Source organism: Streptomyces sp. NPDC002206 (assembly GCF_053593595.1).
In genome coordinates this window covers 284516-296610 of sequence record NZ_JBSFCW010000006.1, presented here as the reverse complement: position 1 = coordinate 296610, position 12095 = coordinate 284516, and the positions used below count along the sequence as shown (strand labels likewise).

At 71.7% G+C, this 12095-nt stretch carries 14 protein-coding genes and 1 pseudogene; 4 read left to right on the top strand and 11 right to left on the bottom strand.

The window, feature by feature from the left end:
* The first annotated feature begins 3 nt into the window (after positions 1-3).
* Positions 4-759 (top strand): SDR family oxidoreductase, encoded by a 756-nt coding sequence (locus ACWCP8_RS15330; protein WP_451116317.1) that lies wholly within the window; start codon positions 4-6, stop codon positions 757-759.
* A 114-nt stretch (positions 760-873) separates the two neighbouring features.
* On the opposite strand, the gene amaP is transcribed toward ACWCP8_RS15330, so the two are convergent.
* From amaP to ACWCP8_RS15305, 5 genes are read right to left on the bottom strand one after another with little or no spacing between them, the layout of a single operon-like run.
* Positions 874-1461 carry an alkaline shock response membrane anchor protein AmaP gene (amaP, locus tag ACWCP8_RS15325; RefSeq protein ID WP_352264648.1) on the bottom strand — a complete coding sequence of 196 codons (588 nt, stop codon included), beginning with the start codon at positions 1459-1461 and terminating at the stop codon, positions 874-876.
* Entirely contained in the window at positions 1458-2141 is a 684-nt protein-coding gene (locus ACWCP8_RS15320) for a DUF6286 domain-containing protein (RefSeq protein WP_352264646.1), read from the bottom strand. Before ACWCP8_RS15320 ends, amaP begins: the two co-directional genes overlap by 4 nt.
* Positions 2138-2491 carry an Asp23/Gls24 family envelope stress response protein gene (locus ACWCP8_RS15315; RefSeq protein WP_382831369.1) on the bottom strand — a complete coding sequence of 118 codons (354 nt, stop codon included), beginning with the start codon at positions 2489-2491 and terminating at the stop codon, positions 2138-2140. Before ACWCP8_RS15315 ends, ACWCP8_RS15320 begins: the two co-directional genes overlap by 4 nt.
* 5 nt (positions 2492-2496) lie before the next feature.
* Positions 2497-2688 (bottom strand): hypothetical protein, encoded by a 192-nt coding sequence (locus tag ACWCP8_RS15310; protein WP_030920082.1) that lies wholly within the window; start codon positions 2686-2688, stop codon positions 2497-2499.
* 32 nt (positions 2689-2720) lie between these two features.
* Positions 2721-3209, bottom strand: coding sequence for an Asp23/Gls24 family envelope stress response protein (locus ACWCP8_RS15305; protein WP_326602935.1), 489 nt, complete (start codon positions 3207-3209; stop codon positions 2721-2723).
* Positions 3210-3302: 93 nt separating this feature from the next.
* Between ACWCP8_RS15305 and ACWCP8_RS15300 the strand changes: the two genes are divergently transcribed.
* Positions 3303-3998 carry a hypothetical protein gene (locus tag ACWCP8_RS15300; RefSeq protein ID WP_451116315.1) on the top strand — a complete coding sequence of 232 codons (696 nt, stop codon included), beginning with the start codon at positions 3303-3305 and terminating at the stop codon, positions 3996-3998.
* Positions 3999-4041: 43 nt separating this feature from the next.
* Here ACWCP8_RS15300 and ACWCP8_RS15295 read toward each other — a convergent pair whose 3' ends face one another.
* The 3 genes from ACWCP8_RS15295 to ACWCP8_RS15285 form a co-directional block, all read right to left on the bottom strand.
* Positions 4042-4833, bottom strand: coding sequence for an enoyl-CoA hydratase/isomerase family protein (locus tag ACWCP8_RS15295; RefSeq protein ID WP_451116313.1), 792 nt, complete (start codon positions 4831-4833; stop codon positions 4042-4044).
* Between the two features lie 158 nt (positions 4834-4991).
* Positions 4992-5213 carry a helix-turn-helix domain-containing protein gene (locus ACWCP8_RS15290; protein WP_215031909.1) on the bottom strand — a complete coding sequence of 74 codons (222 nt, stop codon included), beginning with the start codon at positions 5211-5213 and terminating at the stop codon, positions 4992-4994.
* A gap of 320 nt (positions 5214-5533) precedes the next feature.
* Entirely contained in the window at positions 5534-7132 is a 1599-nt protein-coding gene (locus ACWCP8_RS15285) for an ABC-F family ATP-binding cassette domain-containing protein (protein WP_352264639.1), read from the bottom strand.
* Positions 7133-7391: 259 nt separating this feature from the next.
* Between ACWCP8_RS15285 and ACWCP8_RS15280 the strand changes: the two are divergent.
* Positions 7392-7825, top strand: a pseudogene (locus ACWCP8_RS15280) (neutral zinc metallopeptidase).
* Between the two features lie 90 nt (positions 7826-7915).
* A complete protein-coding gene (locus tag ACWCP8_RS15275) occupies positions 7916-8329 on the top strand; it encodes a VOC family protein (protein WP_352264638.1) in 414 nt (137 codons plus the stop codon).
* A gap of 90 nt (positions 8330-8419) precedes the next feature.
* Here the strand turns inward: ACWCP8_RS15275 and ACWCP8_RS15270 are convergent, their stop codons facing one another.
* From ACWCP8_RS15270 to ACWCP8_RS15260, 3 genes are all read right to left on the bottom strand, one after another.
* Positions 8420-9730: a hypothetical protein gene (locus ACWCP8_RS15270; RefSeq protein WP_030920059.1), complete on the bottom strand. Its 1311-nt coding sequence runs from the start codon at positions 9728-9730 to the stop codon at positions 8420-8422.
* 182 nt (positions 9731-9912) lie between these two features.
* Positions 9913-11040: an alpha/beta hydrolase gene (locus ACWCP8_RS15265; RefSeq protein WP_451116310.1), complete on the bottom strand. Its 1128-nt coding sequence runs from the start codon at positions 11038-11040 to the stop codon at positions 9913-9915.
* 80 nt (positions 11041-11120) lie between these two features.
* A complete protein-coding gene (locus tag ACWCP8_RS15260) occupies positions 11121-11843 on the bottom strand; it encodes a class II aldolase/adducin family protein (RefSeq protein WP_352264634.1) in 723 nt (240 codons plus the stop codon).
* Positions 11844-12095 lie beyond the last annotated feature (252 nt).

Sequence of the window (12095 nt, the reverse complement as noted above, 5' to 3'; positions counted from 1 at the left end):
GCCATGGATCTTGAATTGAAGGACCGTGTGTACATCGTCACCGGCGCGACCCGGGGGCTGGGCAACGCCACGGCGCGGGAGCTGGTGGCGGACGGCGCGAAGGTGATCATCACCGGCCGTGACGAGAAGCGGGTCGAGGCGGCCGCCGCCGAACTGGGGCCGGACGCCGTCGGCTTCGCCGCCGACAATGCGGAGCCCGCCGCCGCACAGCGGCTGGTGAACGCCGCCCATGAGCGGTTCGGGCGGCTCGACGGCATCCTGATCAGCGTCGGTGGGCCCGCCCCCGGCTTCGTCGCGGACAACACGGACGAGCAGTGGCAGTCGGCATTCGATTCGGTGTTCCTGGGTGCGGTGCGGCTGGCCCGTACGGCGGCCGCGTCGCTCGGCGAGGGCGGGGTGATCGGCTTCGTGCTGTCCGGCTCGGTCCATGAGCCGATCGCCGGGCTGACCATTTCGAATGGTCTGCGACCGGGCCTGGCCGGATTCGCCAAGTCCCTGGCCGACGAGCTCGGCCCGCGGGGCATCCGCGTGGTGGGCGTGCTGCCGGCCCGGATCGACACGGACCGGGTGCGTGAGCTGGACGCGCTGTCGGGCGACGCGGAGGCGTCCCGTGCGGCGGCCGAGGCGCGCATTCCGTTGCGCCGGTACGGTACGCCGCAGGAGTTCGGCCGGACGGCGGCCTTCCTGCTGTCGCCCGCGGCGTCGTATCTGACCGGGATCATGGTGCCCGTGGACGGCGGTGTACGGCACGGGTTCTGAGCGAGCGCCGGGGCCGTCCGGTGGCCGATCCTGTCCTCGACCTCTCGCACGGTCTCAAGGGCGCGGGAGAGGTCCTCGACGGGCACGATTGTGCGCTGCCGGACGCCCCCGCCGTCAACTCACGCGTTCTGCGCGGTGTTTGACGGCCCGCAGCCGCACCTCGGCCGGTAGCTGCGCCAGCCCCGCCGAGTCCCGCGCATGGGCCAGCGCCTCGTCCGTGAGGCGGCTGAGCGCTTCGCCCGGTGCCGCGTGCGGTTCCATCAGCAGCCTGATCCGGGCCTGCGGCGAACTGCGCCGGCCGACCAGCATCACCTGAGCACGTGCCACCCCGTCCAGCGTCCCCGCCTCCCCGGCGAGCACGCCTTCCAGGGCCCGGCCGCGCAGCAGCGCCCCCTCGCCGTCGCCGCTCTCGACCAGCACCTCGGCGAGGCGGGCGCGGCGGAGCTGGGCGAAGAACCACCACAGCGCGAGGACGACCAGCACGGCGAGGACCACGATGACGGTCGGCCACCACCAGCCGTCGGCGCGCCAGCGGTCCCGGTCGGCCTGGGAGAGCAGCACATCGGCCTTGCCGTCCCACGGCCACCAGGACGGTACGGAGAGACCGAGCCCGGCGGCGAGTACCGCGCCGCCGCCGCAGATCAGCACCAGGCCGACGAGCCCGAGCAGTACCCGGTTGACGGTACTGAGCACCGCGGTCACCCCTTCTTGGCCGGACGGCGGACATGCACCGACAGGCTCGGCGGCTTGGCCAGGCCCAGTTCGTCGATGCCTGTTGTCAGTACGGTGTCCAAGTCGGCCCGTACGTCGTCGAGTTCACGGAAGTGCGAGACGGCGCGCACCGCGACCTTGGCACGCCCCATCCGGACCCGTACCGACTGCACACCGGACACCTCCACCGCCCGGTCGCGCAGGACCAGGGCGGCGGCGGTCCGGTCGAGCCCGGCCCGTACACCGGGACGGTCGCGGCGCATCGGCAGCAGGTCGCGCAGGCCGGGCGTGGCGGCGAGGACGACGAGCCACAGGCCGATCGCCATGGCGACGCCCGCTCCGACCAGCACCCACACGTTGTTCAGCGGGCGTTGCGCCAGTTCGTCGGCGAGCGAGCGGCGCCACCGCATCGCCGGATGGTCGGCCCGTACCGCCGCCACGTCGTACAGCAGCAGGCCGGCGCCGCCGAGGACCACCAGTGCGACGAGGCCGGCGGGGATGCGGCGCGCGGACCAGAAGCGGCCGGCACTGCCGCCGCCTTCCTTCGTCGGTGCCGGGTCGTACGAGGCGGCGGAGGCCGACTGGTCCAGGGCCACCGCTCCGCCGTGTTCCACAGGGTCGACGGTGGGCAGGCGCTTCGTGCTGTCCCCCGGGTCCTGGGGTTCGGTCATCTGATCCTCCCCTGTGCCGCGGCGCTCGCTCCCGCGGGGTGCAGACGCTCGACCTGTACGGCCACTTCGGGCACTTCCATCCCCGCCAACGCTCTTACCCGTTCGATGACCCGCCGACGCACGGCACCGCACTGGCGGCCGATGTCGCTGGGGTATCCGAGTTCCAGACTGACCCGTACCCGTGCGGTGTCTCGGTGCACCGTGACGGTGGCACGCGGGGACGCACCCTCCTTCGGCGGCTCGTCGATCGCCTCCTTCGCCGCCTGTGCGGCGATCTTCGCGACCACCCGGTCGGCGATCCTGGTCTCCCCGCGTTCCGCGGCGGCGATCCGGCCGAGTACCCCCGACAACGCCGTCACCGCCGTCGATCGCCGCGCTCGCGACTCCGGAAGAAGTCGCCGGGTTCCAGATCGCCGTCGAGGAAGCGACCGGCGATGAAGCCGACCGCTCCCAACGCCGCGACCAGCAGAAAGGCCCCGAATCCGCCGAAGTAACCGGCGAACCCGAGCGCCATGCCGGCCACCAGGCCGACCACAGCCATGCTCATCGTGCGCTCCTCAACTGCCTCGGGTGGGAGGCCTACTGCAGACGTGGCTCGGACTGGTCCTCGTCCTCCTCGTCGGGCAGCTTCACATCGCTGACCGCGATATTGACCTCGACGACTTCGAGCCCAGTCATCCGTTCGACCGCCGCAATGACGTTCTCCCGCACATCACGGGCGACATCGGAGATCGAAACGCCGTAGTCGACGACGATCTCCAGATCGAGGGCGGTCTGCGACTCGCCGACCTCCGCCTTGACGCCGCGGGTCACGGACTTGCCGCCGCCGGGGACCCGGTCGCGCACCGCGCCGAAGGTACGGGAGAGGCCGCTTCCCATCGCATGGACACCGACCACGTCGCGCGCCGCCATGCCGGCGATCTTCTCGACCACACCGTCGGCGATGGTGGTACGGCCACGGGTGGCGGGATCTCCCCCACCGCGCTTGGTCAGCGGGCTCCTTCTGCTCTCGTCCCCCGTCGCGTGGTCGGGGGTCTCGGGCCGGTTCCGCTGTGGGGTGTCGGTCATCGCCACACTTCCCTTCAGGGCAGGGTCGGACTTCGTTGCCCACATTAAGTGCGCTTGCCCCATCTCGCGCCGTGGATGCGGCAGGCTGGAGCAATGACGACGGCTGACAGCCCCCACAGGGCCGACGGATGGACAGCTGCGGTACGGCAGAGGCTCGGCCTGGGCCGATTGCTCCCTCTGGGCGGTCCGGCGGACGGCGCATGGATCTCGGAGCGGGCCGCCGTCGCGGTGCTGCGCCGGACCGCGGGCGCACCCGGCCCGGTGCTCGGTGAGGTTCGGATCGCGCTGGCGGATCCCGGCTCCGCCCCGGACCCGGCACTGCCGGCCCCGCCCAGTGCGCTGCCGCCCGGGCCGCTGCGGATCGAGGCAACGATGTCGGCAACGGCCGACCGGCCGCTGCCCACCGCCGCTGCCGCACTGCGCTCGGCGCTGCTGACAGCCGCCGCACAGCGGCTGGGACTGGTGGTCGGCGAGGTGGACCTACGGGTGACGGAGCTGCTGGACACGGTCCCCGAACGGCCGGCACCGGAGCCGTCCGCGGTGCATGGAACGGAGCCGGAGGGCGTGGCGGGAACCGCGGCCGCCGGGGTCCCCGGCGTCGCGACACTGACCCGGGTGCTGGGCAGCGCGGTGCATACGGCTCCGGACCATGTGCGGGTCGAACTGGCGACGTCCGGGGAGCACCGGGCACTCGACGTGGCGCTGGCGGTGCGCACGGCGGTGTCGGATGCCGTGGACGGGCATCCGCCGGTCACCGTGCTGGTCACCGCGGTGGTGGAGGAGGACTGAGAGGGGCGGCCGGGCGGCTCGTCGCCCGGCCGGTGCCGTGCTCTCAGTCGGTGACGCCCGCCAGGTCGCGCAGTCGGCGGCCCTGTGCCGCGCGTTCCGCGGTGCGCTGGTCCTCGTACGTACGCGAGACGGCGCCGCTCAGCAGCGCCTTGGTCTCGATGACGGCGTCGCGCGGGGCCGCCAGCAGTGCTGCGGACAGGTCGCGGGCCGCCTCGTCGAGCTGGTCGGCGGGGACGACGAGGTTGGCGAGGCCGGTGCGCTCGGCCTCATCCGCGTGCACGAAGCGGCCGGTGGCGCAGATTTCGAGCGCACGGGCATACCCCACCAGGTTCACCAGAGGGTGCGTGCCGGTGAGGTCCGGGACCAGGCCCAGGCTGGTCTCGCGCATGGCGAACTGCACGTCCTCGGCGACGATCCGCAGATCGCAGGCGAGGGCGAGCTGGAAGCCGGCGCCGATGGCATGTCCCTGGACGGCCGCGATCGACACGATGTCGTTGCGGCGCCACCAGGTGAACGCCTCCTGGTACTCGGCGATGGTCGCGTCGAGATCGGACTCCGAGCCGCGCGCCAGGTCCAGGAACGACGGCTCACCGTCGAACCCCTCAGGGGTGAACGCCTGCCGGTCGAGGCCGGCGGAGAAGGATTTCCCCTCGCCGCGCAGCACGACGACCCGCACACTGCCGGGCAGTGCCCTTCCGGCCGCCGTCAACGCCCGCCACAGAGCGGGGGACTGAGCGTTGCGCTTGGCCGGGTTGGTGAGGGTCACTGTGGCAACCGCGTCATCGACGGTGAGTCGTACGCCGTCCTGGTCGAGCACAGAGTCGAGCGAGGTCATGGGGCGCCTCCGGGATCGGGTGCAGTCAGCATGTCGAGCTAAGTGACTGAACAGTAACCACCCGGTCGATCACGCGATCTACCGGGTGGCCACCGCCGAAACCGGTGAGCCCTCGGAACGCGTCCGTCCTGCGACGTGTCCCGATCCGCCGACGGCCGTCAGGCCGCGGCGGCCTTCTTGCCTCGTGTTGCTCCGCCACGCCCTCGCAGCGCGACTCCGGACTCGCTGAGCATCCGGTGGACGAATCCGTAGGAGCGGCCGGTCTCTTCGGCCAACGCCCGGATGCTCGCACCGGAGTCGTACTTCTTCTTCAGGTCTGCCGCGAGCTTGTCGCGCGCGGCGCCGGTAACCCGGCTGCCCTTCTTCAGAGTCTCGGCCACCCGTGCCTCCTCATGGGAAGTGCGCTCTGGACTCTCATGATCACCCCTCGCGGGCTTCCTGGCCACCCATTCGGCAAGGTCCGTACAACCGGTTTGGCACCGCGGGAATACGCCATCACAACCGGAATCCGGTGTTCCGTGGGGCGATGGGGGCGAGCGGCCGCGGGTCCGAGATGAACGGCCAGGTCAGGGCCGTACGGGGGGCTTCGGCCCCACATGAGTGCGCCCGGCAGGTATCTGCCGGGCGCCGCGCCGAGGTATGAGAGGTCCTCACACAGATGATGGATCACGTCTGGGCCGAATGATCCAGTCGAAGTGGATCAGGCCAGTGCGACCAGGTCCCGGTAGTCCGCGCCCCACAGGTCCTCGACGCCGTCCGGCAGCAGGATGATCCGCTCGGGCTGGAGCGCCTCGACCGCACCCTCGTCGTGCGTGACGAGAACGACCGCGCCCTTGTACGTGCGCAGCGCGCCGAGGATCTCCTCACGGCTGGCCGGGTCGAGGTTGTTCGTCGGCTCGTCGAGGAGCAGCACGTTGGCGGAGGAGACCACCAGGGTCGCCAGCGCGAGACGGGTCTTCTCACCGCCGGAGAGCACCCCGGCCGGCTTGTCGACGTCGTCGCCGGAGAAGAGGAACGAACCCAGCGTCTTGCGGACCTCGACGAGGTCGAGGTCCGGGGCGGCGGAGCGCATGTTCTCCAGGACGGAGCGCTCCGGGTCGAGGGTCTCGTGCTCCTGCGCGTAGTAACCGAGCTTGAGCCCGTGACCCTCGATGACCTCGCCGGTGTCCGGCTTCTCGGCGCCGCCGAGGAGCCGGAGCAGGGTGGTCTTGCCCGCACCGTTGAGGCCGAGGATGACGACGCGGGAGCCCTTGTCGATGGCGAGATCCACATCGGTGAAGATTTCGAGCGAGCCGTAGGACTTGGAAAGCCCCTCCGCCATCAGGGGGGTCTTGCCGCACGGCGAGGGCTCGGGGAAGCGCAGCTTGGCGACCTTGTCGGAGACCCGGACGGCCTCCAGGCCGGAGAGCAGCCGCTCGGCGCGCTTGGCCATGTTCTGCGCGGCGACGGTCTTGGTGGCCTTGGCGCGCATCTTGTCGGCCTGCGAGTTGAGGGCCGCGGCCTTCTTCTCGGCGTTCTGACGCTCGCGCTTGCGGCGCTTCTCGTCGGCCTCGCGCTGCTGCTGGTAGAGCTTCCAGCCCATGTTGTAGATGTCGATCTGCGAGCGGTTGGCGTCGAGGTAGAAGACCTTGTTGACGACTGTCTCGACGAGGTCGACATCGTGGGAGATCACGATGAAGCCGCCGCGGTAGCTCTTCAGGTAGTCCCGCAGCCAGACGATCGAGTCGGCGTCGAGGTGGTTCGTCGGCTCGTCGAGGAGCAGGGTGTCGGCGTCCGAGAAGAGAATGCGTGCCAGCTCGACACGGCGGCGCTGCCCGCCGGAGAGGGTGTGGAGCGGCTGTCCGAGCACTCGGTCGGGCAGGCTGAGCGCGGCGGCGATGGTGGCGGCCTCGGCCTCGGCGGCGTAACCGCCCTTGGTGAGGAACTCCGTCTCCAGCCGCTCGTACTTCTTCATGGCCTTTTCGCGGGTGGCGCCCTTGCCGTTCGCCATCCGCTCCTCGTTCTCACGCATCCTGCGCAGGATCTCGTCGAGACCGCGGGCGGAGAGGATGCGGTCGCGGGCGAGGATGTCGAGGTCGCCGGTGCGCGGGTCCTGCGGGAGGTAGCCGACCTCGCCGGAGCAGGTGATGGTGCCGCCGGCGGGCACACCTTCGCCTGCGAGGCACTTGGTGAGGGTGGTCTTGCCCGCCCCGTTGCGGCCGACGAGACCGATGCGGTCGCCCTTGGCGATACGGAAGGAGGCGGACTCGATGAGGATGCGGGCGCCGGCACGCAGCTCGATGCCGGAAGCGGTGATCACGGGTAAAACTCCAGGGCGGTATGGACGGCGGGCGGGACGACGGGCGGAGTTATCTCGACGCCGTCTAGTGCACAAGGAGAATTGCCATAGGGGTCAGTCTACTGGCGGTGTGCAACCGCTTTTCCGCGTGCCGGCGCCGCTGCCCCACCGGAACCGCCGGGCGCTCGCCCAGTGCCGTCGGCCCACTGCACCCTGTTACCAAAAAGGGGCAGGTGTGGATGAACTGTCCGATACTCGGCGAAGGTCGGTGAGTTGCGGCCTGAGCAGAGAGTGGCGCCCCACGCAGTTCGACGACGACGCCGATCTGGACACGTCCGAGGTCCGGGATGTGCGCGGCAGCCGGATTCCGGGCGGCAAGGCCACGGTGGGCGGCGGCATCATCGGTGCCATCGCGCTGATCCTGGGGCTGTTCTTCGGTGTCGGCCCCGACCAGCTGGGCCTTTCGTCGGGCAACGCGGGTACGACGGCGACCGCGTCCTCGGCGGCGCAGGTCGAGCAGAGCTGCCGGACCGGCCAGGACACGAACACGGGCTCGACGCGGCCGCGGCGGTGGGCGACGACCGGATCCAGGAGAGGTTCCAGGGCCGGGTCACCCCCGAGTCCTGGACGCACGGCTCGGCCGCGCAGCGCCGGCGGTGGTTCACCACCGGCTTCCGCAGCGGCGACATGGCCGACTGCAACACCTTCCGCTGAGCCGGTCCGGGCCGTTGTCAGTGGCCGATGGAAGACTGAGACGGAGATCACAGCAGAGGGCCAAGCGGAGTGCGAAATGAGGTGAGCGCCATGGCAGGCGCATCGGCCGGGGTTCCGACGATCTATCCGACGATTCTGTACGACGACGCGAAGGCCGCGATCAGGACGCTCACGGAGGGCCTCGGGTTCACCGAGGAGGCGGTGTACGAGGGCAAGAACGGCACGGTGCTGCACGCGGAGCTGTCCTGCGGCAACGGCAGGGTGATGCTGGGGTCGAAGGGCCGCGAAGGGGTCTTCGCCAAGGCGATGGCGGGCGCGGGGCCGAGCGGTGTGTACGTCGTGGTGGACGAGGTCGATGCGCACCATGCCCGGGCCGTGGAACACGGGGTGGAGATCCTGATGCCGCCCACGGACCAGGACTACGGCTCGCGCGACTACATGGCGCGGGACGCGGAAGGCAATGTGTGGAGCTTCGGGACGTACGCCCCGGGGTCCGCGGACTGAGCACATGTGTCCTCGGCCTCGGCCCCGGGCCGGGGCCGGGGCCGAGGACAGGCACTGACGCGTCCGCGTCCCCGGCCGGCCGCGGGTCGGTCAGGCGCCACCGGTGTGCACCTGGAACGCTGCGCGGCGGACGGCTTTGGCCAGGGCCGGATCCGGGTGGGCGGCGGCCAGCGCCACCAGCACCTGGACCGTGCGCGGGTGGCCGACGGCCCGTACCTCTTCGAGCAGGGCCGGGACGGTGCCCTGGACGGCCGAGTCGAGATGGCGGACCAGCAGCGCGGTCTCGCCGTGGTCGGCGACGGCCGCCGCCGTGTCGACCCAGAGCCAGGTGGACTCCTCGCGGCTGAGAACCTCTTGGGCGTCCTCGGGGTCGGCTCCGTCGTACTCGGCCAGCCAGATCAGTGCGTACGGACGCAGCGACGCATCGGTGACGACGGAGCGCACCACGGGCTCGGCGGGGGCGCCGACGACCCGGAGCGCTTCGAAGGCGAGTCCCCGCAGCAGTGCGTCCTCACCGCGGGCGACGGCGAGCAGTTCGGCGACGGCGCTGCCGACGGGGCGGGCGGCGAGCCAGGCACGGTACTCGGCGCGGGCCGGCCCCGGGGTGAGCCGGGCGCAGCCGAGCAGCATGTCGGCGGCGGACTGCTCGATGTTCCCGGCCGGGCTCTGGGCGGCGACGCAGATCTGTTCCAGCTTGACCCAGACCGCCCAGTTGCCGAGCGGGGTGAGGGTGGCGTGGCCGACGCCGAGCGTGAGTGCGCCGACGGCTGCCAGCCCCTCCAGGGCCCAGTCGAGGAGGCGCGCCACCAGGGCGGCGGGGTGTGCGGTGGGGGCGGGCTCGGCCGGTTCGGGCAGCGCCTGCGGCCCGTACGGCACCTCGCAGCGCTCCTCGTGGAGTTCCGCGACGCGCTGACCGAGAAGATCGAGGAGGGCGGGCACGGTGACCGGGCCCGCCGAGAGCTGGAGGAGGGAGAGCACCTGGGGCACGGCCTCGACGGCTTCGGCGACCGCGGTGGCCTCGATGTCCTCGGGCGCCGGGTGGACGAGCGACCAGGCGTCGAAGAGCGCCACCCAACCGCGGAGCACTGCGGAGTCGTCGCGGTCCCAGGCCCGCAGCCGCCAGCCCGGCCGTGCGGTCTCGCCGTGCAGCTCCACGAGGCCGGCCAGGCGGGCCCGGTCCCATCCGGAGCGCACCTGCGCCGGGGACAATTCCAGTGCGGCCGCGGCCCGTTCGAGAGCGTGGGCGGCGAGCAGGGCTGTGCCGGGGCTCGCGCCGTCGGCGGCCCAGCGGGCGATCCGTACGGCGTCGGCCAGCGCAGCCCTGGCCTGGCGGGCCAGTTCCGCCCGGGGCGGGGTGCCCTCGGGCGGGCGGGGGGCCGGCCTGGTGCGCCGGGTGGTCACGACCTTGTGGGCGGTGGCAAGGGGTCGCGGGCGGACAAGTCGCAGCCTGGAGTCGCGCGGGGTACGGGACGTCACGGGAGCAGTCTTGCCTCTGACGGCCCGAAAGCCCAAACGGAACCCGAATTCGCCGGGGAAGGGGCGGTGGACCGGGCCGGACCAACCGGTTGATCCATCGCATCAGGTCACATCAGGGGCGTGAGGAAGCGCCGCATGGCCTCTTCGTAGCGGGCCGGACCGGCATTCCACATTGCCGCATGCGGAGCCTGCGGTACGGCGTGCAGGGCGACCAGGTCGGGGCGGCGCGCGGCAAGATCGCGGGACGGCTGCCAGGGGGCCAGGGTGTCGTCGGGGCCGTGGAAGATCAGCGTCGGGACGTGCAGGGCCTGCGGGAGGGAGGTGTCGAGGAGCCTGGCTCCGTGCAGTCCGGTCTGACCCTGGGCGGCTCGGACGGCGAGCGGCATCAGTGCGGACGGGACGCCGCGGGCGGTGGCCAGGGCGCGCAGGGTGGTGGCCCAATCGAGCACCGGGGAGTCCAGGACGAGGCCGCAGATCCGGTCGCGGAGCGCGGAATTGACGGCCGCGTGCAGGGCCATCGAGGCACCGGTCGACCAGCCGTGCAGGACGACCTTCTCGGCGCCGTAGCGCACGGCGAAACGGATCGCCGCGTCCAGGTCGCGCCATTCGGACTCGCCGAGGTGGGCGAGGCCGTCCGGGGAACGTGGGGCTCCGGGGTCGCCGCGGTAGGCCGGGTCGAGCACCGGAAGCCGCAGCCCGTGCAGGAATTCCATGACATTCATGGGGTGTTCGCGGGTGGTGCCGAGGCCGTGCACGGTGATGACCCAGGTGTCCCGGGGGCCGGGCAGGAACCAGGCGGGCAGGGAGCCGAGTTCGCCAGGGATCTCGACGTCCTGGTGGTCGAGGCCGAGGGCGGTGCCCGGGTCGCCGCTGTGCAGCGCGGGCGTGATCCGGACCTGGGTGCCGGGTTCCAGGCTGCCGCTGTTGACGCGTTCCAGTCGGCGCACGACGGCGTCGGCGGCGTGCGGCGCCTGTTCGATCACCGGGCCGACGACAGCGTGGACGCCGTCGCCCATCAGTCCGTACGTACCGGGCCGGAGCGCGGCGAAGGAGCGGGTGAGCGTGACCTGTCCGGCCGCCGTGGCGTGCACGGTGAGTTTGCGGTCGGCGGGGAGGGGACGTTCGGACGGCACCCTGAGGGCGGCGTCGCTGGCGTACCGGCCGGCCGCGACCACTGCCGCGCCGACGCCGAGGATGGTGATGACGGCTGCTGCCGTCGCTGTAGCCGGGCGCACCGCTTCAGTGTCGGGGGGTGTGCCGCTCCCTGCCAGTGGGCGGGGGCCGTCCGGTGGCCGGGCGGGCGTGCCCCTCCCGGTCAGCCGGGCTGTCCGTATCCCTTCAGGGCGTCCCGCACCTCGTCCAGCTGGGCCCGGGTGAGCAGGGACGGCGAGTGGCCGGGGACGGAGCTGGCGGTGAGCCAGAGTCTGCACATCCATTCGAGCTGGGCGGTGCGGTCGTAGGCCTCGTCGAGGGTGGATCCGTAGGTGACGGTCCCATGGTTCCGGAGCAGACAGCCTGTGCGGTCGCGCAGGGCGCCCAGCATGTTGTCGGCCAGCTCCTGCGTTCCGTACCGCGCGTAGGCCGCGGTGCGGACGGGGCCGCCGAGCATGGCGGCGGCGTAGTGCACGAGCGGTACCTCGGGCACGAGGGTGGAGACGGCCGTGGCGTGTACGGCGTGGGTGTGCACGACGGCGGCCGCGTCGCTGTTGCGGTAGACCGCCAGATGGAGTGGGAGTTCGCTGGTCGGGGTCAGTTCGCCGAGGACCTGGCGGCCCTTCAGGTCGACGGCGACGGTGTCGCCGGGGCCGAGCCGGTCGTAGGGCACACCGCTCGGCGTGACCAGGACGAGGTCGCCGACCCGCGCCGACACATTGCCCGAGGTCCCGACGACCAGGCCCTCCGCCGCGGTCCTGCGGGCGGTGGCGACGACGCCGTGCCAGGCCTGCTCGACGGCGTCCTGCGCGTCATGTGCGGCGTGTGCATCCTGTGTGTCCTGCGCGGCTGTTGCACCGCTTCCGTCCTCATGCCGATCGCTCATGGGGGAATCCTGTCAGCGGGGTGGGCGCGGCAGGGGACCGTCGGGTGACCGACATCTCTTTGTCGGATCTTCCGGCGTATTCGCCCTCGGGATCGGCGGTCCACGGGACGGAGCGAGGGCGGCGAATTCCAGCCACCGCACGCCCTGCAGCGGCCTCCGACTGTCGTGTGGCGGACGAAACGATCAACGCCACTCCGCTTGGAGTCACCACAGGGCCCCGTCCAGTTCATCTTCCGTTCACCCAGGTTGCCT